The sequence below is a fragment of the Acidicapsa acidisoli genome (assembly GCF_025685625.1).
Lineage (GTDB): Bacteria > Acidobacteriota > Terriglobia > Terriglobales > Acidobacteriaceae > Acidicapsa > Acidicapsa acidisoli.
In genome coordinates, this window is record NZ_JAGSYI010000004.1 from 140,500 (window position 1) to 167,080 (window position 26,581).

The following is a 26,581-nucleotide window of genomic DNA, read 5'->3' on the forward strand; positions in this document are numbered from 1 at the left end:
TTCGGTCACGATTTCGGAAGCATCACCCTTGAATTCGAACGAAATCCACCCAAAAAGCAAGGTCCACGGGAGACAAAGCCATATCTGGGTGCGCTTTTCCGCCGGATGGCGCATTCTATCCGCCCATGTCACGCTCTTCCCCACAACGTGAACCCTGCATTCTTTTAATGGGAAACGCGACAGAATCTGTCGCGGGAAGCATTTTGTAATGACATATCCAGCGCACGATTGGCAACCGGAGCGGATAAATTTTCGGTTGATTTTTGTGCTAGGTGGGGTATCGTAAAGCTAACCCCGTAGAAATTTCGCGAGCGGTCGGACACGAGCACTACTCGTACCAACTCATCCTTCCTCTTTTTGATCTGCCCATAACGGCGGATCGGTGTATCAACCGAAGGTCTTGAATTTCCTCAAGAGACCCACGGGAAATCCCTACTTTGCGAGGCCCTGCAATTGATATTTTCAATTCGTACCAATTCCTATTCGATTCTCCGGCTGCTGATGTTGGTAGCAGTCGCAGCGCTGTGTACTTCTCCCCTGCTGGCACAGCAAACGCTTGGTGGCATCACGGGTGAGGTCACCGACAGTTCCGGCAGCGTAATTCCCAATACGGCAATAACGATCCTCGGCGAACAGACCGGACTTACACGCACAGTGAAATCTAATGGAGCTGGCGAATACCTCTTCGTGGATCTTCCAATCGGCACTTACACGCTTACCTATACCGCCGAAGGGTTCGAAGTCCAGAGCACACCCCACATTACGGTCCAGGCAGACCGCACCGCAACCATCAATGCCCAGCTCAAAGCTGGCTCCAAGGCGGAGACCATCGAGGTTGACGCTTCGCCACTCATGAATGCTACCGATACAACCAATGGCTACGTCCTCGACAGCGGGCAGATCGAATCGGCGCCCCTACCCACGGGGAGTTTCACCGGCTTGGCGATTGAATCGACAGGCGTCAGCGCAGAGCTTCCCGGCGGCACCGGGGCCAATTCCGGACTGGGCAACCAGCCGATCTGGGCCAATGGACAACGCGACACCAGCAACAGCTTTTCGCTCAATGGCGTTGATGCCACCAATCTCTTCAACGGCAAGAGCACCAGCCAGGTAGCATCCAATCGCATCATCAACAGCACCGGATCGCCTGGCGGCGGCGGTGGAGGCGTCATTCAATCCGTCGCCTCTGTCTATCTGTCCATCGGCAACGCCATCCCGACGCCTGCGCCGGAGACGCTGCAGGAAGTCCGCGTCAATGCTTCGATGTACGATGCCACACAGGGGTCTACCTCCGGCGCTCACATCGATCTGAGCACAGCCTCGGGTACCAACTCCTATCACGGCTCCATGTACGTCCGCCATGGTACAAACTGGATCAATGCCGCTCCGTTCTTCTTCAAGCAGGACAATGACGTTCCCGCCAACCTGAAGAATCCAGACCTGCATCGGCTCGTTCTTGGCGGCAGCGTTGGTGGTCCCATCATCAAGAACAAGCTATTCGGCTTCTTTGCCTATCAGCATCTAACCGTTTCCGACCAGGAAATCGGCGACGGATTTCTCAACGTACCAGTCGGTCTTAGTGATACCAACCGTAGCGCGGCCGGTATCGCCGCAATCGACAACGCACAGTTCTCCGGCGAAAACAGCGTGGGAGCATTCAACAACGGAGGAACTCCAACACCATTTACCGCCGCCCAGATCAGCAACACCGTGGTTCAACTTTTCAACTCGCCTGCCCTTCCAGGCGAACCCGGAAAGTGGCTGATCCCCAACGACACCAGCTCCACCACACTCGGCCCGGCTCAGGGCTACGATGCATTTTTGCCCGGCACCGGGCGATTCAAGGCTGACATCGCCGTCGCCGACCTGGACTTGAACGCCACCGCCAAAGACACCGTTGCGCTCAAGTACTACTACCAGCACGATCCGACCCTCGCGCCTTACTCGTACTCGAGCGTCCCCGGTTTCACCGAACACCTCGACTCCGGAGCGCAGGTTTTTTCCATCACCAACACCTATCTGATCAAATCCACCCTCAGCACCACTCAGACGCTTGGCTTCATCCGCGAAAAGGACTACGCCGATAACGAGCAGCCGTTCGGTCCCAATGCGATCCCCGGAGGCAACTACGGCACAGCTTCCCTCAATGCATTCGGCTCCAGCTACTTCCCCGGGATTTCCATCGTCAACGTCCTCGGAAGCGCCGGTTACGCCGCTGGAATCCCGAGTTCCGAAGACAACGGAATCCTCAACATCGGTCCGAACGCGGAAGGCCAGGCCGCAAACACCGGCATGTTCCAGAACCGTATCGCACCCTCCGGCAACGCCATCTGGACTCTGGGCAAACACACCCTCAGTTTCGGTGCCAACTACTCCTACACCCAGCTCAACACGATTGACAAACGCACCGGCACCGGCACCATTGCGACCGATGACTTCAGCGCATTCTCCCAGGGCTTTGTCAGCCCTGGCAGTTCATCCACCGAGTTCTATGTCAGCTCGTTCCTGCGCGGCGACGCCAACCGCTACTACCGCGCCAATCAGCTTGGCTCCTACCTGCAAGACAAGTTCCAGTTGAGTCCGAGGCTCTCTCTCACTGCCGGCGTACGCTATGACTGGGACGGCGGCTTCACTGAGAAATACGGACGAATCTTCAATTTCGACGCCAATCCCAATCCGACCAGTTGCAGCACCAAAGACCCCAATGAATATTGCTACAACGTCAGCTCTGACGTAATCGAAAGCCCTGGCCTGATCATTGCCGGCAACAACGCCAACGGCACCAAAGGCGTCAGCGACACGACCCTTACAGGTCGCCAGTGGGGCGTCGCTCCTCGCGTGGGCGCTGCGTGGCAGCCTGGGTTCTTGCACGACAAGGTAGTCATCCGAACCGGAGTCGGCATGTACTACGACCGCGGCGAATTATTCAGCTACTTCTCGCCCGGCTATGCCATCGGTACCGTCACAGGCGGACCTTTTGGCGTCAATCAGCAACTGCCGTTCGTCAACACGCAATCGTGCCCATCCGGTACGGGGCAATCCCTCTACAACGGTTACATCCCCACCTGCGGCGGCGGCGGCATCCAGAATGGAATCAACAATGGCACCTTCGTTTCCACGCCAGTCACCGCTCCAACCAACGATGCGGCAGGCAATCTAAATAATCCGTACGGAAGCACGGCGATCGCTGCCCCAACCAACCCCAAGGCCTCAGATCTCAGCAATTTCCTGCCCAACGCAAACAGCATCGAGAACTACAACTTTGCGCCGGCCGGTACACCAGGCATTGTCAATAACGGTCAGCCCATTTCACTCGGAATCTACGACCGCGCCAACAAGCTGCCCTACACCTTCAACTACACCCTGGACGTTCAGTGGCAGCCACGCAATGACCTTGCCGTCGAACTAGGCTACGTTGGCAACGTGGGCCGCCACCAGGTCATTCCGGTTCCCTTCAATCAGGCAAACATATACAACCCATCCAACCCGGCTCTGGCGGGCGGTCCCTTCCAGCAGAACTACAGCTACGGGTACACGGTCGGCGGTGCGACTCTTCCCGATGGCACCTTCTATCAGGCAAACGATGAAGGCGGCAACGTCGACCTTCGGGTCCCCTACATCGGTTACGCCGCCGAATCCATCTCCTACAAGGCAGCCGGCGTCGATGCGTACAATGCCCTCCAGGCTCACATCGAAAAACGCATGAGCCGCGGCATTCAGGTCGCCGCCTCCTACACCTACTCTCACGCACTGGACGAGCAGAGCGGACTGGGTCTTTTTTACAACGGCAGTAATGCCCTCAACCTGCGCAGCGGATATGGTTCGTCCGACTTCGACCGTACCCACGTCCTCAATTTCAACTACGTCTTCCAACTACCCGACCTCGCCAGAAAACACTCTCTGCAAGGTGACTTCATCGACGGATGGTCGCTGGTTGGCCTTACCGTGCTGCAGAGCGGCCAGCCCTACAGCATCATCGACTTCTCCGGCGCAATCGCAAGCATCTATTACTCCACCTTCGACGGCATCACCAACCCCATCGTGCCCCTGGCTAAAGGCTGCACGGCGAAGTCCGCGGTGACCGGCCACTCCGGCGCCTTCTATGTCTCCAATGGAGAGGCCGCGCTCAATCCGGCTTGCTTTACCCTGCCCATCCTCCCTGCGGGCGGTCTCGGCGGAGCCATTCCTACCTCAGACCCCTATGAAACCGGCTTCACTACCGGCCAACGCAACATCTTCCGTCAGGCTTTCCAAAAGCGCGCCGATGCCTCACTGGTCAAAATCACCAACTTCAATGAAAGATACAGCCTGAAATTCACCTTCGATGTCTACAACCTCACCAACACCACCAGCTTTGATGTTCCCGGAAACGAAGTATCGCAAAACGCAGGCTACAATCCCTTCCCTACCGGGGGCACGCCAGTCCTGCCGGGCACCTGCAATGCAGCTGGCGTCGGCACCGTCGCCGGCAGCTTCTACAGCTGCCCTTCGGGCCTTGGCATCGTAACCCACGCTATCGGTAGCCCACGCCAGATTCAGATGTCCCTTCATTTCGCCTTCTAGCCAATAACTGCGCGCCCAAATGAAGGGCGGCTCGATCGAGCCGCCCTTCCGCTTTCCGCGAAGTCCGTTCCCCAAACCACTGTGTTGACTTGGAGTCATCAGGACTAAATTCCATCTACCGTACCATCCAAACGAGCTGGTTAGAATGCGTGTATGGCGCCGAACCAAGATTCACTTGATTCAATTCAAAGTCTGCGAGCATCATTCACATCCGATTCAAATCTCAGCGCCCGGATTAGCGAATTAGCAAGGTCGTCTCTCGCCCGAGCGAACAGCAACGCAAGCAAGAACACCTACCTCTGGCGAGATGAGGCCTGGACCCTCGATGAAGCGCAGCGCTCTTCCTCACTGCCGCGTGAGGCCCCTGCTGGAAACCAAGATGGGTGGCCGCCACTCCGCGGAATCCCTGTCTCCGTCAAGGACTGTTTCGATCTTGTCGGAGCGCCCACAAGCTGCGGAACCATCTTCTACCGGGAACGGAACGGCAACGCTCAGCAGGATTCCTGGCTCGTCGAGCGATTGCGCGCCGCAGGCGCTGTGATTACTGGTAAGACTCATCTGCACCCCCTCGCCTATGGCATCACCGGCGAAAACCCTGACTTCGGCGACTGCCTTCAGCCCGGCAACGCTGGAGCACTCACCGGCGGCTCGTCCAGCGGCGCAGCCGCCAGCGTCATGGAAGGTTCCGCCATGGCCGCCATTGGCACCGATACAGGCGGTTCGGTCCGCGTGCCTGCGGCCTTGTGCGGTCTCGCCGCCTATCGCGCATCACTAGGCCGGGGAGACTGGCGCGGCGGCGCGCACCTCGCGGAGTCCTTCGACACCTTCGGTTGGCTTTTTCGCGACCTGGAAGATGGTCCCTTACTCGGATCAATCTTCGGCCCGACAGACGCGACCGGCTTGAAGTTGCCCCGCACCTTCGCGATAGTTCATGAAGATTTCCTTCACGATTGCGAGCCGGAAGTTAAGGCAAATCTGCGAAAATGTCAGGCAGAACTGGAATCGCTTGGCCTCATCGCAACCACAGTGCCAGTGGAGTGGTGGAGCGATTCCACTGATATCTATGCACCAATCCAGGCATCGGAATCAGCGCGTATCCATCGCGGCCACTTTGAGCACTTCGAATCCTCCATCCGCCGGCGCCTGCAGTGGGGGGAAACGCTCACCGAACCCGACCTAGCTCGATTCAGGCAGCGCCACGCCGCCTTCCGAGCCTACATGGACACCCTTCTCGCGAAACACGAGCTGCTCTTATTGCCAGCAGCTCCCATTGTGCGGCTCACAGCCGGAGCAGACCATAGTCAGACGCGCCCGCGCCTGCTGCGCTACACCACGCCAGCAAGCCTTTCGGGCATGCCAGCCGTCACAATTCCGTTCCATCAACACGGCCGGCCCAGCGGCGGCATGCAACTGATTGCAGCACGCGAAGACGATCCCCGGCTCCTGGCAACTGCGGCCGCTCTCGGCGTTCTTCGCAAGCCGATCGATCCAACACGGCACTCATATTAAGATTCCCGCCCAACGCCAGGAGCAACCTTCGCCAGGCCCACATCCACTAATGCAAGTGCATCCGCCAAAGCGTGTAAGCCAGAATTTCGTGCCCCATCTGCTGCCATTCGCTCGCGCTGCCCACCGCAGCCACCTGCTGCCGCGGCGAAGTCAGCACCTGCAGCCCTTCGCTCGCGCAAATCTCGCGTATGCGAAACAGATGTGCCGGATCGCTGACAATAACCACCCGGCGATAGCCGTTGGCGCGAGCAATCGCGACGATACGACGCGCCTGCTCCTCCGTGCTGCGGCTCTGCGTTTCGGCGATGATGGCCTTTTCAGGCACCCCATTTGCCATCAGGTAAGCCTGTCCCACCTGGCCCTCTGAAAAAGCATCCCCCGGCGCGCTTCCCCCCAGAGTCAGCACCACGGGAGCGATGCCATGTTCGTACAGAGCCAGCGCATGATCCAGCCGTGCGCGCAACACCGGCGACGGGCGTCCCGCATATTCCGCTGCGCCAAAGACGCAAATCACATCGGCCGGGGCGGCATGGTCTTCGTAAGCATACCGCTCGATCTGCACATAAACCCAGATGCCCCATCCCAGAGCGGACAGGAAGAAAACCGCAACGAAGTAAATCAGCAGAAAACGCGCCGCTGAAGCTATCCAGTTGCCGCGTGAATCGGCCGGGCGATCGGGTCCATCCACGGGGATGCTCATTTACCTTTGCAACGCCAAGGCGATCTCGTGTGTCGAAATCGCCCCTTCGCGCAGGATCTGCCAAAGCCCATTGTTACCCGAAAGATCGACAATCGTCGTAGGCACGGCATGGCCCGACGGTCCTCCATCCACAATCAGCGGAATCCGGTCGCCAATCTGATCGCGCACACAGGCCGCATGGGCGCACTCGCTCGCGCCGGCCAGATTCGCCGACGTTGCCGTGATCGGCAGCCCAAAACACTCCACCACCGCCCGTGCAATCGGAGCATCCGGTATGCGTAGTGCCACATTGCCCGTGTTGGCCGTCGAGCGTAGCGGCAGCTTGCCCCCCGCGCGAACAATGATCGTCAGCGGCCCCGGCCAGAATCGTTCCGCAAGCCGGTCAAATCTGTCGTCAATGTCCCGCGCCAGTTCGTATGCCTGCGCCAGCGAGGCGATCAGCAGCGACAGCGGCTTGTGCTTCAACCGGGACTTGATCTGATAGATCTGCTCGACCGCATGCAGGTTCACCGGATCGACCGCCAGACCATAGAACGTGTCAGTCGGCAACGCCACAACGTCGCCCTGGCGAAGACAGGAAACGATGTATTCGATGCGCTCAGGTTGTGGTTCGTCGGGATGAACCCGCAAAATCTCCGCGGACAAGTGCTCTACCTCGGTTCCCTGATTTCCCTTCGGATGAAGCCACAGCCGCTCACAATCCTGGCGGTATGCGAGCAAATGCCGTCTCCCGTACTATACCCGTTCCTTGCCTCGAAAGCCCACGTAAGCCGAAAGGCTACAATCTCCTAAGGTCCGGTAGGACGCAAAAGATGGCTATCCGCATTGTACAGAGTAAGCAAAATTCCCGCGTGAAAGAGCTGCGGGCAGCGCTGTCGCGACCCGGTCGCGGCAGTGCGGAAGTCGTTGCGCTCGAAGGATTCCATCTCGTCGAAGAAGCTCTCCGCAGCGGCCTCACAATCGAAACCATCTTCATCGCCCAGAACAGTGAAAGGCTTCTGAACGAGCTGAGAATTCTTGATTCCGTAGAGATTTTGGCGTTGCCAGAGGAAGTTCTGGCCTCCGCCGTCACAACCGAGACCTCTCAGCCCATCGCCGCACTCGCCCGGCCGCAGCTATGGAATTGGCCGGACCTCCTCGGCCACGCATCATCGCAGACCCTAATCGTCATCCTCGCCGGCATTCAAGACCCCGGCAATCTCGGAACCATCCTGCGCTCCGCCGAAGCCTTCGGAGCCACCGGCGCAATCTCCCTATCCGGCACGGTAAGCCACTGGAATCCGAAGGCGATGCGCGCCTCAGCAGGCAGCGTCTTTCGTCTGCCGATCCTCTCTGTCTCAGAATCCGATTGCTTCACCCATCTCCGCGAATCCAGCATCCAAACCTTGGCAGCCATGGCCCATGAAGCCCAACCGCTCTCCAAAGTCGATCTTGTCAAGTCCGTAGCCCTCGTCATCGGAGCCGAAGGCAGCGGAATCTCCGACGAAATCGCCTCACAGTGTGACGCACGGATCACAATTCCCTGCCCCGGTCCCGTCGAAAGCCTCAACGCCGGAGTCGCCGCCAGCATCCTGCTCTACGAAGCCTCGCAGCAAAGAACCACCCGTCGAGCTCGGAGGAAGGCATGAACTCCTCGGAATCGAACCTTTTCGACCTTCCATCCACCCCGGAATCCGCCGCCCGCCGCAGCCGCAGCGCACCGCTTGCCGAGCGCATGCGCCCCCGCAACCTCTCCGAATACGCCGGCCAGGAGCACCTCATCGCACCCGGCAAACCGCTCCGCGTCCAGATCGATCACGACGATCCGGCTTCCATGATCTTCTGGGGTCCTCCCGGTGTCGGCAAGACCAGTCTCGCCAAGATCATCGCCGAAACAACCCAGGCAACTTTCCTCGAATTCTCCGCCGTCCTCTCCGGCATAAAAGAAATCAAGCAGGTCATGGCCGCCAGCGAGCAGGCCTCGCAAATGGGCTCCCGGACCATCCTCTTTGTCGACGAAATTCACCGCTTCAACAAGGCCCAGCAAGACGCATTCCTGCCCTACGTCGAGCGCGGCACCATCCGCCTCATCGGCGCAACCACCGAAAACCCCTCCTTCGAAGTCATTGGCGCGCTGCTCTCCCGCTGCCGCGTCTACGTCCTGAAACAGCTCACCGAAGAGCAGATCGTCGCGCTCCTCCACCGCGCTCTCGAAGACCGCGAACGCGGTCTCGGCTCACTCAACCTCACCGCCGATGAGGAAGCCCTGACGCTTTTAGCAGGCTACTCCAGCGGCGACTGCCGCAATGCCTACAACGCCCTCGAAGTAGCCGCCCAACTGGCCGCCGAACGCGCCGGAAACAAGCATGGCCGCATCGACCGCGCTCTGGCCGAAGAAGCCCTCCAGCAGCGCGTCCTCCTCTACGACAAGACCGGAGAAGAACACTACAACCTCATCTCCGCCTTGCACAAAAGCGTCCGCAACAGCGACCCCGACGCAGCTCTCTACTGGCTCGGCCGCATGTTCACCTCCGGCGAAGACCCGATGTACCTCGCCCGCCGCGTCATCCGCATGGCCGTTGAAGACATCGGCCTCGCCGCTCCCGAGGCGCTCAATCTCTGCCTCAGCGCCCGCCAGACCATGGAGTTCCTCGGCTCTCCCGAAGGCGATCTCGCACTCGCCGAAGCCGTCGTTTACCTCGCACTCGCCCCCAAATCCAACTCTATTTACCTCGCTTACGCCGAAGCTCTCAAAGACATCGAGAATACTCGCCAGGAGCCTGTCCCGCTCCACCTGCGCAACGCCCCGACCCGCCTTATGAAAGAACTCGACTACGGCAAAGGCTACCGCTACGCCCACGACGAAGCGGACAAAGTCGCCGACATGGACTGTCTCCCTCCCTCGCTCCTCGGCCGCCGCTACTTCGAACCCACCCAGGAAGGCCGCGAAAAGCAGCTCTCGCAGCGCCTCGAAGAACTGCGTCGAATTCGCCAGGCAAAACGCGGTAGCTAATGCCTGTTACGATGGTCGCCAAAGCAGAAAGGCATTCATCGCATGCTCACCGTGTTCTCACGTACCCTGCTCATCGCAGCCCTGGCAATCGCGGCTTCGTGCAGCCTTCCCGCCCAAAGCACTCCGCCGAATGGAGCAGCCAGTTCCCCCATGAAAACCACCCTCGCAGTCCCAATCTACGTCGCCGGATTCCAGGTCCGAACCAGCAATGCGAAAGAAATGAGCGGCAATGGCGAAATCGGCAAGCTCTGGATGCGCTTCTTTCAGCAAAACCTCGCCGAGCAGATGCCGAACCGGATCGGCCAGACCCTCATGGTCGTCTACTCCGGCTATGCAAGCGACGAAAAAGGCGAATACGACTACCTCCTCGGCGCTCCCGTAACTTCAGCAGACGGAATCCCGGCAACCCTGACCGTCCGCCAGATCCCCGCCGGCCAATACGCAGTAATCACCACCGCGCAGGGTCCGGCAGCCGAAGTCGTTCCATCCGCCTGGAAGCATATCTGGGCCATGTCCCCATCAGAACTAGGAGGCCAGCGCACCTTCCTCATCGACTACGAAATCTACGACCAGCGCAGCGCTGCCCCCACCAATGCACAAGTCGAAATACACGTCGGTCTACGGCGCTAGCCAGGCTATTTCCGGCCCCTCAACCATTCTTCGTTTTGTCAAAATTCCGTGCTAAACTCGCTACGCATTTGGAGGAGAATCTCATGAGCGCACAGCCAACGTTCGTCCCCTACATTGTCGTGAACGATGCAGCAGCGGCAATCGACTTCTACAAGGCCGCGTACGGTGCCGAAGAACTCGCGCGCCACAAGGCTCCGCACAGCGACCGCATCATGCACGCTCACTTGAAAATCAACGGCGGCGACCTGATGCTGAGCGACGATTTCTCTGAGCAGATGGGCCGCACGAGCGAAACACCTCTCGCCCTCGGCGGCTCACCGGTGACCATCTGCCTGGAAGTAGACGATGCACACGCCTCCTGGGACCGCGCGGTAGGCGCGGGCGCGACAGTAACAATGCCGCTCGCCGACCAGTTCTGGGGCGCACGTTACGGTCAGCTCAAAGATCCCTTCGGCCACAAGTGGTCTATCTCGCAGATGATTGCAACGCCCAGCAATGAGGAGATGAACAAAGCCGCCGCCGAGACCTTCGCCGGCTAAGTCAGGGCTGAGGCGAGTCTCAGTCCGCGTACTTCACCGAACACCCATAAGGCCTTGTGTATGGCGTCGGAACGGGTTTGCCCGCCATCGACGCGCTCAGGGCCTCATTCAGGTAGTTCTTCGCGCCCTTGATATCCTCAACATCCGGCGTCGGCCGGTCGTCGATTGCGCCGTCATAGATAACCTTGCCCGCAGTATCGATCACCACCATCTGCGGCGTCGTCTTCGCGCTGTACAAGTGCCCAACCTTGCCATTCGAATCCATCAGCACAGCCGTCGGCGCCGCATGCATCTTGCTCAGGTAGCTGTTCTCTTCGGTTGCAGTCACATACCCCTGCTCACCCGGAGCGGAAGAAATCACCGTCAGCCACACCACGCCTTTCGCAGTCCATTCCTTCTGCAGCGATTGCATGTTACCGCTCACGTAGTGCTTCCGTGTGTATGGGCAACCCTGGTTATGCCACTCCAACACCACATATTTTCCGTGAAACTGATCCAGCGACTCACTCTTGCCATTTGAGTCGGTCGCCGTAAAGTCGGGCGCAGCCGCTCCCACCCGAAGATCTTGCGCAGTTGCAGGAAGAACAGCAACGCTGACCAGGAAAGATGCCAGCAAACAGGACAGTCGCGATAGCTGAGGATTCCAGACCATTTCGAACCTCCTTGTTTTTCGTTTGCAGTAAATTTCAACCAAATCTCAAGAAACTTGTCATCCCGAGAGAATTGTCATCCTGAACGAAGTGAAGGATCTGCTTTTTTCAGATCGTTCTAAAGATTTCCCGCCGACGCCGAAGTTGCAGCAGGCAGCTTGCTCAAAGCATCAATCACAATCCCCGGCGTCAGAGCCTCCGGCAAAAGCACCGGTGCGTCCCCTGACCCGGTCGCAGAATTGGACGAATAAAGCACATAAGCCGGTACGCCGCTGCGTCCCAAAGCGGTCAAAGCCTGCGAAATCGCATCATCCCGCTCCGTCCAATCCGCCTTCAGCAGCGCCACATTCGCCTTGCGGAAAGCCGCGTCAACCTCCGGCGTTCTCAGCGCAACCCGCTCATTCACCTGGCAGCTAAGGCACCAGCTCGCCGTAAAGTCCACAAAAACCGGCCGTCCCGCAGCCCGGTACTTATCCACAGCAGCCTGGGACCACGGCTCCCACCGGGCCCCGCCAACCCCGGAAGCTGACGTCGCAGCATTTCCCGCCACCACCGGAACAGCAAACACGTTCAACCCATAGACACAAACCGCAATAGTAAAAACGATTACCAGCCCAGCAGCCACGCTCGGAATACGCCGCGCAGGCCATCGCCCCATAATCCATCCCGCAATCGCCAGCAGCAGAAAGACTGTCAGCAGCACCGCCACCGATTCGGCCCCGCGCGTTTGCGCCAGCACCCACGCCAGCCAGATCACGGTGGCAAAAATCGGCACTGCCGTAGCCTGCTTCAGCACCTCCATCCACGCCCCGGGCCTCGGCAAAAGCTTCGTCCACGCCGGCTGAAAGGTCAGCAGCAGATACGGCGCAGCCAATCCCAGCGCCAGCGCCGTAAAGATCGCAAACGTCACCGCCGCACTCTGCGCCAGCGCAAACCCAACGGCCGCCCCCATAAACGGCGCAGTACACGGAGTAGCCACAATCACCGCCAGCACCCCGGTAAAGAAACTGCCCGCATACCCTTGCTTCGCGGCAAGCGAACCGCCCGCGCTCGTCAGCGTCAGCCCAATCTCAAACTGCCCCGCCAGGCTCAAGCCCAGAAAGAACAGCAGCCCGGCCATCAAGCCCAGAAAAATAGGCGACTGAAACTGGAATCCCCACCCCAGCGTAGCGCCCGCCGCCCGCAGCCCAAGCAGCGCGCCCACCAGTACCCAGAACGAAACCACAATCCCCGCCGTGTAAACCAGCCCATGCCCGCGCTGCTTATGCTGAGCCTCACCCGAAGCCTGCACCAGCGACAACCCCTTGATAAACAGCACCGGAAAGACACAAGGCATCAGGTTCAGAATCATCCCACCCAAAAACGCCAGCCCCGCAGCCCTGAAAGCATCCCCAGCCGTCGTCGGCGGCGCGGCAGCCGGAACAGAACCCGGAACCGCAGCAATCTCGTAAGCGCGCCCACCGGAAAGCTCCAGCACCCCACGCAACTGCGCCGGATTCGCCGTCATATTCGGATCTTTCTTAAGATCCAAAACCAACCCCGTCGCCATCGGGCTCACCGTCTGCGGAGTCGGATTGCTCAAAATATTCTGATCAGCCGGAAAGAACTGCGCCGAAGTCTCCCGCTGCCCAGCCAGGAACGCCAGCCGGAAGCCCGTCGCAGTCGGCTCAAAGACCGCCTTCGCCCCCTGCGGAGACGGCTCAGGAAGCCGCCCGAGCAACCGTTTGTAAATCTCAACATCCGGACCGGAAGCAGCCGTCTTACCTGCGTGGTCCCCAACCGTCGCAGCCACTTCCAGTTCAGCCTTACCCGGAATGCAAACCTCGCGGCAAACCAGCCAATCCACCTTCGCGTGCAACGGCGCAGGTCCGGGCTTAACCGTCTTCGCCACACTCAGCGTCAGCGGAAAGAGCACCTCATCTTCGTATCCGAAGTCCATCAGCGGCCCAAGCGGCAGCCGCTTCGGCGCAGGATATTGGAACTCCCCCGCAGTAATCCCGTCCGGTAGCGTCCACCGCACGTGCGGCGGCTCGCCCGAATCCCCGGCATTCTTCCAATAAACGTGCCAACCCGACTCCAGCTTGAAATAGAGGCCGATATCCGCCGGTTCCCCGGCGCTCAGTACCGTCTCAGGCACAACCAGTTGCACATGGAGATGTTTCGCATCCGCCGACGCAGATGCAGACATAGACGCGGCATACGCAGCCGCTCCCGAAACGAAGACGGCGAACAGCACGAGGAGGAAGCGGAAGCAACGCATCACGAAGTTATTCCCTCAGTTCGGGCACAGAAAACGCCTGAAACAGCAATCATCTGACGCGAAAAAAGTCAGAGAGGTTTCAGACCCGCGCCGCATGTTCCCGAAAAATGCACTCGTTCTGAATGCACTTCACGCAAGCAGCCTCAGCCCGCGCCACAGCCTCGTCATCCTGCACCCCATCCTGCAGCCAAAGATAAGGAATGTACAGCCGGATCACATCGTCCACGATTCCCGGTACAGCATCCGAAGCACGAAACACATCCACTAGATCGATCTTGCCACCCTCGACCGCAAGTGCCGTCTGCGCGTCTTCGAGCGCCGGATACGAAGTCAGAGTCTCGCCATTCACCACCACTTCGCTCAGCACCGGATTCACCGCGACCACCCGATAACCATGCCTCGCCAGATAGTTAGCGATGTTGTAGCTCGCCCGCTCCGGCTTGTTGCTGATGCCTACCACAGCAATCGTCTTCGCCGTCTGCAGCATCTCGTCAATCAGGCTCTTGCGTTCCAAAGTATCCTGCATCCCAACCTCATTCCGAAGAATTGTCATCCTGAGCAAAGCGAAGGATCTGCTTCAGCTTTCGCGGCCGCGCCCATCCGGCCAGGACCCTTATACATCCAGATCGTCGTCCCCACTACCAGATGCAACCGCCGTACCCCGGCGCTTCATTAAAAGAAAACCCCGCAGGAACGGCTCAAGATACCCATCCAGCACCTTATCCACATCGCCCACCTCAACCTTCGTGCGATGATCCTTCGCAATCCGGTAAGGCTGCAAAACATAAGACCGAATCTGCGAACCAAAATTGATCTCCAGCTTCGCGTCCTCAATGTCCTTCGTAATGGCTTTCTTCTTCGCCAACTCGTACTCATACAAACGCGAACGCAGCATCTTCATCGCCTTGTCGCGATTCTTGATCTGAGAGCGCTCATTCTGGCAAGTCACCACAATCCCCGTCGGCAAATGCGTCATGCGCACCGCCGAATCAGTCGTATTCACGTGCTGCCCGCCCTTGCCACCCGAGCGATACGTATCAATCCGCAAATCCTCCGCGCGAATGTTGACCTCAATTGAGTCGTCAATCTCCGGCGAAACATAAACGCTCGCAAACGAAGTATGCCGCCGCTTCGCCGAATCAAACGGCGAAATCCGCACTAGCCGATGCACCCCCGACTCGCCCGCCAGCAAACCAAACGCATTGTCCCCAAGGATCGTGAACGTAGCCGACTTGATGCCCGCCTCGTCTCCATCCTGGTAGTCGTTCATCTCCGTCTTGTAGCCGTTCTGCTCAGCCCAGCGCAGATACATGCGCATCAGCATCTCGGCCCAATCCTGGCTCTCCGTTCCACCGGCTCCCGGATGTACGGTCACAATCGCATTCAGCGGATCGGTCTCGCCCGAAAGCATTGTCTTGGCTTCAAGCGCATCGCAGAACTCGCGCAGCGAATTCATCTCGCGCTCCAGATCTGGCAACACTTCCTCTGCGCCTTCCTTGGCCAGCTCAAAATACGCTTCAATATCCCCTAGACGGCGAACAAGCTGCTCGTCCTCAGCAATCAACTGCTCCAGCCTCTTGCGCTCGCGCATGATCGGCTGACTCGCAGCAGGATTCGACCACATCGCCGGGTCGGCAAGCTTTGCTTCGGCTGTAGCTAGTTCGCGTTGCAGGCGGGCAGGGTCAAAGATACTCCCGCAGGTCGCGGACAGTATCGCGGAGGGGAGCGAAAGCAAATTCCAGATCGTTTACAGATGGCATTTTCGCTTCATGACCTGACTTGAATGGATTTACGGGCACATTACTCCGGTATGGCAGATATCTCTCGGGACCGTTCCCCAGGGATCGTTCTTCCCGGCCAAACCAGCAGCACCAAGCCCAGCAGTGCCAAGCTAAGTATGGCACAAAGCGCAGGCAGCCAGTCCCCGTGGACCGTATAGAACGTTAACTCCGAGTTGTAGCCGTATTCGGCAGACAACGCACCCACCCTGTGCCGCGGAATACTCTGCCGCACCGTCCCATACGGATCGATCGCAGATGTCACGCCGTTGTTCGTATCACGCAGAATCCAGCGGCGGTTCTCAATCGCCCGCATCCGAGCCATATTCAGGTGCTGCCACGGAGCGCTCGTATCGCCATACCACCCGTCATCCGAGATATTCACCAGCACCTCGGCCCCATTGCGCGCAAACTGGCGAACCTCGTCCCCAAAAACCGCCTCATAGCAAATAAATATGCCGTACGGGTGTCCGCCAATCGCGAAAGTCTTGCGATCCGCGCCATCTCCCATATCCGACAAGTTCTCCGTAAGCTGGTGCGCAAAAAACAACAGCTTCCGAAACGGAATGTACTCCCCAAACGGCACCAGATGAATCTTGTCGTACCGGCCCACAAAGCGCCCATCCGGCGCAATCACCGAAGCCGAGTTATAGAAGTGATACCGGTGCGCGGTATCCAGATCCATCCCAATATCACCCACAATCATCGGCGCTTTGTCAGCCTTGGCGATGCCAGCCATCGCCGCTCGAAACCGCGGGTCCGAGTCACGAAACGGCGCCGGAGACTCCGGCCACACCACTAAAGCCGCTGGCACTGAATCCATACCGCATTCCGTCTCTCCCTGAGTCACCCCCATCTCCGGAATTCCCGCAATGTACCCCCGATTGCAGACCTCCTGGGCAAACCGCCCAAATTGAGCAATCTGCCGGTCCCACTCCGGCCCCGCCCAGACATCGTCCTTGTCCACATCCAGATTCGGCTGTACGAGCACAGCAGTCGCCGCCGTCGGCATTCTTGGCTGCCGGATCACAAACCCCGCGCACCCCGCAAAGGCAATCGCCAAACCCAGTCCGCCGCAGAACCGCGCTCCGGAAAAATACGCGCCACGCCGCTTCTCACCCGTGCTTCCGGACGCCAACGCCACAGCCAACAGCGCATTCACGCTGGCCAACAGAAAGCTGATGCCATAAACCCCAGTCCACGGAGCCAGCCTCGTCAACAGCCCGTTATCCACTTGCGAATACCCAAGCTGATCCCACGGAAACTCCGGAATCCGCGCAATCGCAAACTCCATGGCCGTCCAGAGCAACGGAATCGCTGCAAAAGCCACCCACGCAAATTTCCGGCCAAAGGTACCCCGCCGGATCAGCGCCAGCGCCAGTCCAAAAACGCCAAACCAGAAACCCAGGTACAGGCTGAAGAGCACCAGGCACACCACTGCCATGGCCCGGCTCATATTGCCGTAGCTGTACATCGTGTTGTACACCCAGTAGCAGTTCGCCCCAAACCAAACCGCCCCCGTCCACCAACCTGCCAGAAACGACCACCCAAGCTGCCAGCGAACTCCGTTGCCGGGGAAATCCACCTGAATCCGCAGCAACCCGGCCAGCAAGGGCGCCAGCGCAAACCACGCGAAAACTGTCCGCCAAATCGGTAACGGACCAGCCAGCGGAAACGGCAAATCCAGCAGGATCGCACTCAACAACCCCGCCGAAAGCAGCCTCCACGGAACTCCACGCATGGGCCTGAGTTTAGCAGAGCAACGCCGCCAGGCCTGTCGATTTCTCCCCGCTCAGCCCAAGCCACGCCCACCGCCCACAATTCTCCCATCTCGACACATCTTCAACAGAACAGGCAACTTACACCACCCCACTAATACTCTGCGCAAAGCACCGTTCAAGTTGCGGTATGGCTGCGTGGTATCCACTTCGAATCGGCGTTACAATCGCAACCATGGCTCTCGGCATCTTCGCAATGCACGTCCTGGAGGTCATGTTCTTCGTGGGCATGGCCGGCTCGTCGATAGTGGTGATCATCAGCTTCGTGGAAGACGCCCACGAACTCTTCGGCGAGGACTAGCGGACCGAGACAATCACTCATCGCGCATTGCAATCTTCCTTCCCCCGAAAATTGCACATCCGGCAGCCACGCCAGAGTCTCCAACTTAATGTTGACTGTCTCCCAATTGCGCACTACACTCACCGCTGGGCGTCTGCGTTTCGCCTGACGGATTCAAAACTTAGAAAGCGCACTAGGAACTCTGAAACAGGGCCCGGTCGGCCGCAATCCTACTTCATGGCAACTCCCAAAACTACCCACGCCCCAATGTCCGATCGCGTACGTCTTGTTGTGGCGTCTTCGGTCATGCTGACCTTCATCTCTTTCTGGCGAGCCGCAGCCATCGTCCTGTGCGACCTCGGCTCCTCAGCCTTTTACGCAGGCGGCATCGCGGAAGAAGCAGTCGGCAAGGCGGCTCCCTGGTTCATCCTCGGCGTCATGCTCTTCTCTTTCGCGGTACGCGCGGTCTACGTCGAGAGCTGTTCGATGTTCACCCGCGGAGGCGTCTACCGCGTCGTCAAAGAGGCCCTCGGCGGTACATTCGCCAAACTCAGCGTCTCCGCGCTGATGTTCGACTACATCCTCACCGGCCCAATCTCCGGCGTATCCGCCGGGCAATACATCACCGGCCTCCTCAACGAGCTCATCGCCGTCTGCAACAACCATGGATGGCTCCCCGTCGACCTCACGGCCCGCCCCGGCCATCCCCTCTTCCAGTTCGACATGAACTACACCTCGGCGCTCTTCGCCGCGGCCGTCACCATCTATTACTGGTGGGAAAACCTCAAGGGCATCGAAGAATCCAGCGAAAAGGCCATGAAGGTCATGCAGATCACCACCGTCATGGTGGTCATCCTGCTGATCTGGGGCGTCTATTCCGTTTTCGTTCAGGGATCGCACCTTCCTCCGCTTCCCACTGCAAGCAATATGAGCTTCAGCCAGGACGCGCTGGGCTTCCTCAGAGGGACCAAGTTCGTCCCAGTCCTCGGCCTCTTCGGCGTTCTCATGGCCTTCGGCCACTCCGTCCTGGCCATGAGCGGCGAGGAGTCGCTCGCCCAGGTCAATCGGGAGATCGAACACCCCAAGCTCAAGAACCTGAAACGCGCCGCGATCGTCATCGCCATCTACAGCCTCGTCTTTACTGGCGGTGCAACCCTCCTGGCCTCGATGCTGATTCCCGACTATCAGCGAACGCACATCTACCAGGACAACCTCATCGCCGGCCTCGCCATGTTCATGACCGGCCCCGAAGTGCTGAAGATCGCCTTCCGCATCTTCGTCGTCATTGTCGGCTTCCTCATCCTCTCCGGCGCCATCAACACCTCCATGATCGGCTCAACCGGCGTTCTGATGCGCGTCGCCGAAGACGGTGTGCTCACCGACTGGTTCCGCAAGCCTCACAAGCGCTTTGGCACCAGTCATCGCATCATCAACCTCGTCTTCGGCCTCCAGATGTTCACGATCCTCATCACCCGTGGAAACGTGATCATGCTGGGTGAGGCCTACGCCTTCGGTGTCATCTGGTCCTTTACCTTCAATAGCCTGGCGATGCTAGTCCTGCGCTGGAAGTACCACGGAGAGCGCGGCTGGAAGGTCCCCCCGAATATTCGCGTCGGAAAAACGGAAATCCCGGTAGGCCTCGCATCCGTCTTCCTCGTTCTCCTGACAACCGCCATCGTCAACCTGTTCACCAAGTCCGTGGCAACCGTCAGCGGCATTGTCTTCGCTGCGGCATTCTTCGTCATCTTCTCGATCTCCGAGAAACGAAATCAGAAGCAGCATGCTCTGAACGCCCGCCAGTTGAAAGAGCACTTCCAGCTCGATCATCAGGATGTCGTCAGCCGTGAAACCGTCAAAGTCCGTCCTGGCGGCGTCATGGTCACCATGCGCGACGCGGCTAACCCCTTCGCCCTGAAGTGGGCGCTCTCTCGCACCAGCACCGACGAGCAGGACGTCGTCGTCCTGACCGTTCGCATGATGGGCGCCGGCGGACCGGAGTTCCTCGGTCCTGAAGATCAAATTTTTTCCGAGCACGAACAGATGGTCTTCACCAAAGCCATCTCCGTCGCAGAAAGCTTTGGCAAGAGAGTCTCCCTGCTCGTCGTGCCCGCCGGGGATATCTTCGCCGCGCTGATGCAGACCGCCAATTCCCTGGAAGTCGATTCCGTCGTCTCCGGTCTATCCACCAAGATGTCCGCCGAAGATCAGGCATTCCACATCGGCCAGGCGTGGGAAGCGCTCCCTGAACCGAAGCGGCAGTTGAACTTCTATGTCATCAATCCCTCCGGCGAATCCAAGGTCTATTACCTCGGCCCACACGCGCCATCCCTTCGTCCCGACGATGTGCAACTTGTACATCGCCTCTGGCTCAACCTGCGCCGCGATCCATCTATTCAGGATCTGCATCACAGCGACATCATTACCTACGCCCTGACCCGACTCGCCAGCCAGTACGCCCGCGAAAAGCAGGAAATCATCAAGGACCTGCGCGGATATAAGTCCTCCGATTATTCCGCACCGCTAAAGCTCGGCCCTTCGGAGTCCGTCCTGACAGCTGCCGGTTACTCTGCCCTCGGCGTCAAGCAAGGACCATCGGATAGTTCCGGCAAAGAATAAACTTCTTTGCCGGTAACTCCCTTGCCAGCCCAACCTGTTCCTTCTTCAAACCATCCCCACCCGTCACTCCTGTCAGATGGAAGCTCCCTCAAACCCAAGCACGCCCGCGAATCGCACTCTCTCCATCTTCCGCTCTTGCTGCTATCAATTCTCCCCCCAAAACCCAAAAAGCTGCCCCAAACACCTGAAACAATCAGAAATCTGCCGAGATATATAACTCTTTTGCCACCCTAGCGCAAAAGGCCGCAAATTTCCGTTTACAAATGATAGTAATGTTTTATATGTAGTAAATACGACCTGTTCTCTGCAATTGGGCCCTCGTTGAGCGGAGCGAGCGGGCGAAACCAGGAGGAAGCATGCAACTTTCAAAAATTTTGGCCGAGATTGACATCGAGATCGCACGGCTTGAACAAGCTCGGACCTTACTTTCCGGAGAAGCCTCGCCGACCGTTAAGAAGACGCGCAAGACCAAGTCCGCCGCCTTGGAACCTGATTCAACAGTCAAGCGCAAGAAGAAGCGGAATCTGTCGCCGGAAGGCCGCAAGAGAATCGCCGAAGCAGTACGCCGCCGCTGGGAGTTACAGAAGAAAGCTGCGGCCAAGTAACCGGAGAATCCCGTCAGCGGCTCAAGCGACAGGGCTGGAGTTAGACCAGCCCATATCGTTTGTATGTCGGCATCCTCGGATTGGATTCTCTAACCCATCAGGCGCTCAGCACATCCCCCGGCGCAACTAATGCCACTATCTCCGGATCGCTTACGAGTTTCGCCAGCTCCTGCGGGGTTCCGGTCAGCGGGGGAAATGTGCCCCAATGCAACGGCAAAATAAGTTGCGGCTGTAGGAATCGGACCGCCAGAGCCGCTTCTTTCGGACCCATCGTATAGTGGCCGCCAATCGGCAACATAGCCACATCCGGAGCGTAAAGCTCCCGGATCAACTCCATATCGCGAAACACCGTTGTATCCCCGGCGTGATAAAGTACCGGGCCGCCCTCGACTGTAAGTACGATCCCCGCGGCCTCGCCAAGATACAAAGATATCCCGCCCTCCTCGATACTCGATGAGTGCTTCGCTTCGACCAGAGTAACTGCGGCCCCCGGAACTTGAACCGTTCCGCCAAGGTTCATTCCAATCGTATGGGTAACCCCCTTGCCTGCGAAGTACTGCGCTAATTCCACCATCGCAACTACCGTCGCGCCATATTTCTGTGCAACCGGTAACACATCCGCCGTATGGTCAAAGTGGGCATGCGTAAGCAGAATGAAATCGATCTTCTCCGGCAACGCGAAACCCTTCGGGTATTTGGGATTGTGCTCGATAAATGGATCGATCAGAAGATTGGTGCCGCTGGGCAGTTGCACCAACACGGTTGCGTGCCCAAGCCAGGTCACGCGCGTTCCTTTCAGCAAATTCATGCGTTACTCCAATTCACGATGTTAACACTTTAGTAACTACCCGGATCGGCATTACCGGTTTGTTCCGACCGACTGGTCGCGGCTTGAGAAGAAAGCGGCTCACACTCGAAATCCGGACCCTCGTGTCGCATTCAGACACTTCACAAGAGACGTCGCAGCCCGACTTCCGGTCGCACAAAGCTCCGAAGGGAGTTGGGAGCGGTTCCAGGTCTCTTACCCATCGCCTGCATCCGCCCCGGTAGCTGGCGCGCGAGATCCAACGACTCATCGCGCCCGTTAGCGGACGATAATCGCTTCCGAAACCCCATCCTTGGCCAGAAACTGCTTCAGGCCGGACCAGTCCGAAAACAACCGCTCAATGTTCCGGTTCGTCATAGCGCGCTGCTGCGTCGCCGGTCGCGCCCGCTGCAATTCCACATCGTCCGTCGCAGTGATATGAAAGCGATGATAGGGTGTCGAATCCGGCTGCAGCTTGGTGTGAAAAAATGCAAGCAGCTGCCCACCCGGCGTCATCGCCCCATGCAGCGCCCGCACCACCGGAGCCACAAGCGCCTCCGGCAGATAATCGAGCGCTGTCCACATCAGGACCATGTCGAAGTTCCGCCCCGAGAAATGTAGATTCTGCCTGGCAAAGCCCTCCACATCCCAAACCGGTTTGCCGTCCTCGTCCGTTCCCGTGAGCCACTCGCCCGTCGCCGCGTCTTCCACCAGATCGGCCATATAAACGCTGTGGCCAAGGCTCGTCAGGTAATTGATGTTGGCCGGCGAAGTGCTCCCGATATCGAGGACGCGCAAACCCTCCTCGCTCGTCAACCGTTTGCGCAACGCGCCCCAGCCGCCTGAATGGCGCAGAATGCGAGGCCCGCCCGCGCCAGAGGAAGCTCCAGGCGCTGGCGGCCGATCAAACAACTTGCCTAGCATACCCACAGCCTCCTGCAATCAGATTTCCTCCGGTGCGCCATACGGCTCAAACAGTCCACCGGTCGCCTAGCCCTCGGCCTGCGTGGTAGCAGCCGGATCGGCGACCCTGGCCGGCCCCTGGGTCAGATCAACCTTGCCGCGAAAGACCGCATTGTCTTCGATCGCCAACCGCAGAGCGCGAACGTCGCCTGTTACCTGGCAACCGGCCCGCAGTTCCACTCGGCCCGTCGCGACGACATTTCCCTGCACCTGTCCCAGGATGAGAACGTCCCGCGCGGTGAGGTCGGCGGCCAACACTGCGTTGGGACCGACGGTGAGACGGCTCTCCGAAAGGCTGATCGTGCCCTCGACACGCCCATCGACAAACAGATCTTCGCTGCCCTTGACTTCGCCGCGGATGAGAACCGATTTGCCGATCCGGGCCGGTGTGTTTTCCACTGCCATTGGTTAGATCCTTCCAGAGGGCCGCTATCGGGACCCTGCCCGCAATATAGCATTTCGAGGGTCCATCCTTCCCAAAGGCGACTCAAATGACGCACATCCCTCACCCTTGTTGTGCTCCAGCCAAACAGGGCAAAACGTTGCAACTCATATTTCCTATCCGCGTCTAAGAGACAAATGGCAAAGGTCATCCGGCAAGAGCGTTTCCATGCACACTAGCGCCGTCTATCCAGATAAATCGAGTCTCGATAGGCCGCGTCTTAATAAGCCGAGACTTGCGCTTGCATCTCTTGGCGCGCTTGTCTTCGCCTGGACGGCGGCTACTGCATTGCTTGCACAGCCGCCGGAAGCGGCTCAACCGAGCATTGCCGCACCTCCGGCTCCCCTCACTGGCGAAGAAACTCAGGCGCTCGTGAAGCGAGTTCTGCAAACCGAGTTGAAGGCAGCCGAAGACCCGGCGCACCCCATGCAATACCGGTTGCGCAAGATGAGTCCGCGACTCGCCACCACCAAACTCATCGTCGAAACCAAAGACGGCGATGTCGCCCGGCTCATCGCAATTAACGACGGCCCCCTCAGTGCCGGGGATCAGAAAAACGAAGAGACGCGTCTCCAGTCCCTCCTCAACGATCCAAGCCTCCAGCGCCATCGCCAGGAGCGTGAGCAGGGAGACACCGAGCGAGCCCGCAAGGTCATGCGCGCCCTCCCCGACGCCTTTCACTATCAGTTCACCGGAATCGCAGACACGGCACAGGGACCAAGCTACAGACTGAGCTTTCAGCCCAATCCTAACTTCGACCCCCAGGACCTCGAAGCCCAAGTTTTGAAAGGCATGGCCGGCGAATTGTGGATCGACGTCGCCCAGCAGCGCGTAACGCGCCTCGAAGGCAAGCGAATTCACGATGTGGACTACGGCTGGGGAATCTTAGGCAAACTCGACCAGGGCGGAACTCTGCTTCTCGAACAAGCAGACGTCGGTAATCATCAATGGCGCACCACGCACATGGTTCTCGTGATGAACGCCCGGGTGCTCCTGAAGACCATCAAGCTCGACACGACGCTCGAACTCTCGCAGTTCTCCCCAGTAGCCGCCGGGATGAGCTATCAGCAGGCAATCCAGATGCTGCAATCCGGCGACCAGCCTGACTCCAAACCCGGATCAGCTCCGATAGCAATCTCATCCGCCCCGAGACCAGAAAAATAACAGAGTGATCCGGCTGCCCCACCCTCGCCACGTTCTCGTTTTTGTGGCCAGGTGGGATCACCGAATCCCTCGCTCTGCTTTCAACGACTAGAACCCGCTGCCGTCCCCACCCGAGCCACCATCATCGAAGCTGCCCGAATCACCGAAGTCAGATCCGCTATCTCCACCGCTATCAAATCCCGACCCCGAATCGTCGTTCCAGCTCGCATCCTGGAACTGCGCATCGCCGCCGCGGCCGAAATCGCCCTGCCCGTGCTCCGAGTGCTCTCCACCCGGCGAATCGTAGTAGTTGTTCACGACCGTCTCTTCCACAGGTCGCTCAAACCCCATTCCCGGCCCCATGCCGAAGCCGACGCCGGGCATGCCCCAGCCACCCATCCCCATGCCCATCCCGGGATGGCCAAATCCGCCGTGCAGCAGTGATTCCACGCCTTCAAACGCGAGCGCTCCTGCGGCCACGCCCGCTGCAGTCTGGGCCGCCGAACGCAAAAAGCTGGGCTGGCTAGGCGGCGCGGCGGCATATTGCGGGCCGCCATACGGCTGACCGGCATATCCCGGTTGATAACCCGGCCCAGGATTGTAAGGCGTCTGGTACTCCGGAGCCGCCTGCGGCGTGTATGCAGACTGGTAAGGAGGCGGAGGAGGTGGCGCAGGGTCGCGATGCCCCAGCAGATTGCCTAGAAAGCTCGTGGCACGCGCCGGCTGCTGCGTTTGCTGCTGCTGCAACTGCGCTACCTGTTCCTGGGCCTGCGAGAGCTGCGCCCTTGCCTGCTCCAGCGCAATGTTCTGCACCAGCACGCTCTGCGCCAGAATATAAACCGCGTCAGGGTTGGGACTGAATCCGCGCGCCAGCAGCGTCTCGGCATCCGGGTCCTTTTCCGTTAATTTTGTTGAATTTACCCGCTCGACGAGCGAGTTGAGCATCTGTTCTTCCTGAGAAGTCACGAATCGATCCTCCAGCAGCCGCTAACAGCGTTCCATGGCCGCTTCTCCAAATTGAGACGCTGGCCAGCCCGCAAAGTTGCGCCGCTGATAATACTACGCGCAGCAGAATCGCCAGGTTCCGTCGGAACCTGGCGCACCAATATGCCGCAAACACCAAATCGGATTTACCCCGATCCTGTTGGCCGACACTTCTAGCCGACTAGAGCATGAGCCCGAATCTCATGCTTGCGCACCGTAAGCCGTTCCACCAGATCGATGCGCACCTCATAACCCCGGCCAGGAGAATCCGGAATCGAGATCTCTCCCTGTGCTGAAACCGTAACTTCCGGCTCAATGATGTCTTCCGCCCAATACCGCCGCGACGCCGAGACATCTCCCGGAAGCGAGTAATTTTCCAGCGTAGAAAGCGCAATGTTGTGAGAGCGCCCAATACCGGACTCCAGCATTCCGCCGCACCACACCGGAATGCCGCGCTCAAAGGCCGCGTTATGCACCGCCAGCGCCTCGGAGAATCCGCCCACCCGTCCTAGCTTGATATTGATAATCCGGCACGATTCCATCTCGATTGCCGCCAGCGCGTCGCGCCGATTGCGGATCGACTCATCCAGGCAGATCGCCGTACTCAGGCGCTTCTGCAACATCGAATGGTAGTAAAAATCGTCATACCACAGCGGCTGCTCCACCATCAGCAGGTCAAACTGGTCAAAGCTCGCCAGGTGATCGGCATCCTTGAGCCGGTACGCCGAGTTCGCGTCGCAACTCAGGGTGATATCGGGAAATCGATCCCGAACCCGCTCGAAGACCTCGACATCCCATCCCGGCTTGCACTTCAACTTGATCCGCTGGTAGCCCGCCGCAACCTCGCGTCCGATCACATCCAGCAGTTCCGAAATCGAAGACTGGATACCGATCGAAACGCCACATGGAATCACATCCCGCACCCCGCCCAGCAACTGGCTGAGCGAAATTCCCTTCCGCTGCGCCTCAAGATCCCAGATCGCGTTTTCCAGCGTTGCCTTGGCCATCCGGTTACCGCGTACGAGGCCAAAGATCCGCGGGCACTGGCCACCGTTTTCCGGAGAGCTGGCCGCAAGCATCGGACCAAGCTCTTCAACAATCACCTGCCAGCAGGAGTCCACGGACTCCTCAGAAAAGTGGGGATGCTCTCCGGCTGTGCACTCCCCCCAGCCGATCAAACCCTCCGAATGAATCTCGGCGAGCACAACGCGACGATCCCGCGTGGTTCCAAAACTCGTCTGGAATGGGCGAACGAGCGGGAGATTCAGTTCCCGCAGGTAGATTGCGTCAATTTTCATATCGGCTCAGTCCTGGTGATTCCCCGGGTTGGGGTGTGTTCTACGG

23 protein-coding genes are annotated in these 26,581 nt (G+C 58.9%); 11 read left to right on the plus strand and 12 right to left on the minus strand.

All coding sequences use genetic code 11. From position 1 onward, the window contains the following. Positions 1 to 28 precede the first annotated feature (28 nt). From OHL23_RS29020 to OHL23_RS22580, 3 genes are all read left to right on the plus strand, one after another. Entirely contained in the window at positions 29 to 151 is a 123-nt protein-coding gene (locus OHL23_RS29020) for an AtzH-like domain-containing protein (protein ID WP_396127406.1), read from the plus strand. 350 nt (positions 152 to 501) lie between these two features. After that, on the plus strand, positions 502 to 4,563 hold the full coding sequence (locus OHL23_RS22575) for a TonB-dependent receptor domain-containing protein (RefSeq protein ID WP_263354272.1): 4,062 nt from the start codon (positions 502 to 504) through the stop codon (positions 4,561 to 4,563). Positions 4,564 to 4,716: 153 nt separating this feature from the next. Next, positions 4,717 to 6,072, plus strand: coding sequence for an amidase (locus OHL23_RS22580; protein WP_263354273.1), 1,356 nt, complete (start codon positions 4,717 to 4,719; stop codon positions 6,070 to 6,072). Positions 6,073 to 6,118: 46 nt separating this feature from the next. On the opposite strand, the gene OHL23_RS22585 is transcribed toward OHL23_RS22580, so the two are convergent. After that, positions 6,119 to 6,772 carry a YdcF family protein gene (locus OHL23_RS22585; protein ID WP_263354275.1) on the minus strand — a complete coding sequence of 218 codons (654 nt, stop codon included), beginning with the start codon at positions 6,770 to 6,772 and terminating at the stop codon, positions 6,119 to 6,121. Next, the gene (locus OHL23_RS22590) at positions 6,773 to 7,417 is read right to left on the minus strand and encodes an L-threonylcarbamoyladenylate synthase (RefSeq protein ID WP_263354786.1); all 645 of its coding nucleotides are present in this window, start codon (positions 7,415 to 7,417) and stop codon (positions 6,773 to 6,775) included. Positions 7,418 to 7,584: 167 nt separating this feature from the next. On the opposite strand from OHL23_RS22590, the gene OHL23_RS22595 reads away from it, so the two are divergent. From OHL23_RS22595 to OHL23_RS22610, 4 genes are all read left to right on the plus strand, one after another. After that, positions 7,585 to 8,400, plus strand: a complete 816-nt coding sequence (locus OHL23_RS22595) for a TrmH family RNA methyltransferase (protein ID WP_263354276.1) — start codon at positions 7,585 to 7,587, stop codon at positions 8,398 to 8,400. Beyond that, positions 8,397 to 9,764 (plus strand): replication-associated recombination protein A, encoded by a 1,368-nt coding sequence (locus OHL23_RS22600; RefSeq protein ID WP_263354277.1) that lies wholly within the window; start codon positions 8,397 to 8,399, stop codon positions 9,762 to 9,764. Before OHL23_RS22595 ends, OHL23_RS22600 begins: the two co-directional genes overlap by 4 nt. A gap of 42 nt (positions 9,765 to 9,806) precedes the next feature. Then, positions 9,807 to 10,394 carry a GyrI-like domain-containing protein gene (locus tag OHL23_RS22605; RefSeq protein ID WP_263354278.1) on the plus strand — a complete coding sequence of 196 codons (588 nt, stop codon included), beginning with the start codon at positions 9,807 to 9,809 and terminating at the stop codon, positions 10,392 to 10,394. A gap of 83 nt (positions 10,395 to 10,477) precedes the next feature. Then, positions 10,478 to 10,933, plus strand: a complete 456-nt coding sequence (locus OHL23_RS22610) for a VOC family protein (RefSeq protein ID WP_263354279.1) — start codon at positions 10,478 to 10,480, stop codon at positions 10,931 to 10,933. A gap of 19 nt (positions 10,934 to 10,952) precedes the next feature. Here OHL23_RS22610 and OHL23_RS22615 read toward each other — a convergent pair whose 3' ends face one another. The 5 genes from OHL23_RS22615 to lnt all read right to left on the minus strand — a co-directional run bounded on the left by OHL23_RS22615 (position 10,953) and on the right by lnt (position 17,323). After that, a complete protein-coding gene (locus tag OHL23_RS22615) occupies positions 10,953 to 11,585 on the minus strand; it encodes a redoxin domain-containing protein (protein WP_263354281.1) in 633 nt (210 codons plus the stop codon). A gap of 116 nt (positions 11,586 to 11,701) precedes the next feature. After that, the gene (locus OHL23_RS22620) at positions 11,702 to 13,843 is read right to left on the minus strand and encodes a protein-disulfide reductase DsbD family protein (RefSeq protein ID WP_263354282.1); all 2,142 of its coding nucleotides are present in this window, start codon (positions 13,841 to 13,843) and stop codon (positions 11,702 to 11,704) included. A gap of 79 nt (positions 13,844 to 13,922) precedes the next feature. Continuing rightward, positions 13,923 to 14,369, minus strand: coding sequence for a CoA-binding protein (locus OHL23_RS22625; RefSeq protein WP_263354284.1), 447 nt, complete (start codon positions 14,367 to 14,369; stop codon positions 13,923 to 13,925). 87 nt (positions 14,370 to 14,456) lie between these two features. Beyond that, positions 14,457 to 15,603 (minus strand): peptide chain release factor 2 gene (gene prfB, locus OHL23_RS22630; RefSeq protein WP_396127407.1). Its coding sequence is split into 2 segments (ribosomal slippage): positions 14,457 to 15,530 and positions 15,532 to 15,603, totalling 1,146 coding nucleotides; the frame shifts between segments, so codons are not numbered across the junction. Positions 15,604 to 15,643: 40 nt separating this feature from the next. After that, a complete protein-coding gene (lnt, locus tag OHL23_RS22635) occupies positions 15,644 to 17,323 on the minus strand; it encodes an apolipoprotein N-acyltransferase (RefSeq protein ID WP_263354286.1) in 1,680 nt (559 codons plus the stop codon). 206 nt (positions 17,324 to 17,529) lie between these two features. On the opposite strand from lnt, the gene OHL23_RS22640 reads away from it, so the two are divergent. The 3 genes from OHL23_RS22640 (at position 17,530) to OHL23_RS22650 (ending at position 20,900) form a co-directional block, all read left to right on the plus strand. Continuing rightward, positions 17,530 to 17,700, plus strand: a complete 171-nt coding sequence (locus OHL23_RS22640; protein WP_263354287.1) for a hypothetical protein — start codon at positions 17,530 to 17,532, stop codon at positions 17,698 to 17,700. A 216-nt stretch (positions 17,701 to 17,916) separates the two neighbouring features. After that, complete coding sequence (locus OHL23_RS22645) at positions 17,917 to 20,295, plus strand: APC family permease (protein ID WP_263354289.1); 2,379 nt, start codon at positions 17,917 to 17,919, stop codon at positions 20,293 to 20,295. Positions 20,296 to 20,651: 356 nt separating this feature from the next. Further along, positions 20,652 to 20,900, plus strand: coding sequence for a hypothetical protein (locus OHL23_RS22650; protein WP_263354290.1), 249 nt, complete (start codon positions 20,652 to 20,654; stop codon positions 20,898 to 20,900). A 97-nt stretch (positions 20,901 to 20,997) separates the two neighbouring features. Here OHL23_RS22650 and OHL23_RS22655 read toward each other — a convergent pair whose 3' ends face one another. From OHL23_RS22655 to OHL23_RS22665, 3 genes are all read right to left on the minus strand, one after another. Continuing rightward, positions 20,998 to 21,708 (minus strand): metal-dependent hydrolase, encoded by a 711-nt coding sequence (locus tag OHL23_RS22655; RefSeq protein WP_263354292.1) that lies wholly within the window; start codon positions 21,706 to 21,708, stop codon positions 20,998 to 21,000. Positions 21,709 to 21,984: 276 nt separating this feature from the next. After that, positions 21,985 to 22,629 (minus strand): methyltransferase domain-containing protein, encoded by a 645-nt coding sequence (locus OHL23_RS22660; protein ID WP_263354294.1) that lies wholly within the window; start codon positions 22,627 to 22,629, stop codon positions 21,985 to 21,987. Positions 22,630 to 22,695: 66 nt separating this feature from the next. Further along, the gene (locus tag OHL23_RS22665) at positions 22,696 to 23,073 is read right to left on the minus strand and encodes a bactofilin family protein (RefSeq protein ID WP_263354295.1); all 378 of its coding nucleotides are present in this window, start codon (positions 23,071 to 23,073) and stop codon (positions 22,696 to 22,698) included. 205 nt (positions 23,074 to 23,278) lie between these two features. Between OHL23_RS22665 and OHL23_RS22670 the strand changes: the two genes are divergently transcribed. Continuing rightward, on the plus strand, positions 23,279 to 24,274 hold the full coding sequence (locus tag OHL23_RS22670; protein WP_263354296.1) for a hypothetical protein: 996 nt from the start codon (positions 23,279 to 23,281) through the stop codon (positions 24,272 to 24,274). An 87-nt stretch (positions 24,275 to 24,361) separates the two neighbouring features. On the opposite strand, the gene OHL23_RS22675 is transcribed toward OHL23_RS22670, so the two are convergent. Both OHL23_RS22675 and menC read right to left on the minus strand, forming a co-directional pair. Then, on the minus strand, positions 24,362 to 25,219 hold the full coding sequence (locus tag OHL23_RS22675) for a DUF2076 domain-containing protein (protein ID WP_263354298.1): 858 nt from the start codon (positions 25,217 to 25,219) through the stop codon (positions 24,362 to 24,364). A gap of 191 nt (positions 25,220 to 25,410) precedes the next feature. After that, entirely contained in the window at positions 25,411 to 26,535 is a 1,125-nt protein-coding gene (menC, locus tag OHL23_RS22680) for an o-succinylbenzoate synthase (protein ID WP_263354300.1), read from the minus strand. Positions 26,536 to 26,581: the final 46 nt, after the last annotated feature.

Coding starts and splice junctions, on each gene's coding strand:
- OHL23_RS22575 (WP_263354272.1), top strand. CDS start 502: ATGTTGGTAGCAGTCGCAGCGCTGTGTACTTCTCCCCTGCTGGCACAG.
- OHL23_RS22580 (WP_263354273.1), top strand. CDS start 4,717: ATGGCGCCGAACCAAGATTCACTTGATTCAATTCAAAGTCTGCGAGCA.
- OHL23_RS22585 (WP_263354275.1), bottom strand. CDS start 6,772: ATGAGCATCCCCGTGGATGGACCCGATCGCCCGGCCGATTCACGCGGC.
- OHL23_RS22595 (WP_263354276.1), top strand. CDS start 7,585: ATGGCTATCCGCATTGTACAGAGTAAGCAAAATTCCCGCGTGAAAGAG.
- OHL23_RS22600 (WP_263354277.1), top strand. CDS start 8,397: ATGAACTCCTCGGAATCGAACCTTTTCGACCTTCCATCCACCCCGGAA.
- OHL23_RS22605 (WP_263354278.1), top strand. CDS start 9,807: ATGCTCACCGTGTTCTCACGTACCCTGCTCATCGCAGCCCTGGCAATC.
- OHL23_RS22610 (WP_263354279.1), top strand. CDS start 10,478: ATGAGCGCACAGCCAACGTTCGTCCCCTACATTGTCGTGAACGATGCA.
- OHL23_RS22615 (WP_263354281.1), bottom strand. CDS start 11,585: ATGGTCTGGAATCCTCAGCTATCGCGACTGTCCTGTTTGCTGGCATCT.
- OHL23_RS22620 (WP_263354282.1), bottom strand. CDS start 13,843: ATGCGTTGCTTCCGCTTCCTCCTCGTGCTGTTCGCCGTCTTCGTTTCG.
- OHL23_RS22625 (WP_263354284.1), bottom strand. CDS start 14,369: ATGCAGGATACTTTGGAACGCAAGAGCCTGATTGACGAGATGCTGCAG.
- OHL23_RS22640 (WP_263354287.1), top strand. CDS start 17,530: ATGGCTGCGTGGTATCCACTTCGAATCGGCGTTACAATCGCAACCATG.
- OHL23_RS22645 (WP_263354289.1), top strand. CDS start 17,917: ATGGCAACTCCCAAAACTACCCACGCCCCAATGTCCGATCGCGTACGT.
- OHL23_RS22650 (WP_263354290.1), top strand. CDS start 20,652: ATGCAACTTTCAAAAATTTTGGCCGAGATTGACATCGAGATCGCACGG.
- OHL23_RS22655 (WP_263354292.1), bottom strand. CDS start 21,708: ATGAATTTGCTGAAAGGAACGCGCGTGACCTGGCTTGGGCACGCAACC.
- OHL23_RS22660 (WP_263354294.1), bottom strand. CDS start 22,629: ATGCTAGGCAAGTTGTTTGATCGGCCGCCAGCGCCTGGAGCTTCCTCT.
- OHL23_RS22665 (WP_263354295.1), bottom strand. CDS start 23,073: ATGGCAGTGGAAAACACACCGGCCCGGATCGGCAAATCGGTTCTCATC.
- OHL23_RS22670 (WP_263354296.1), top strand. CDS start 23,279: ATGCACACTAGCGCCGTCTATCCAGATAAATCGAGTCTCGATAGGCCG.
- menC (WP_263354300.1), bottom strand. CDS start 26,535: ATGAAAATTGACGCAATCTACCTGCGGGAACTGAATCTCCCGCTCGTT.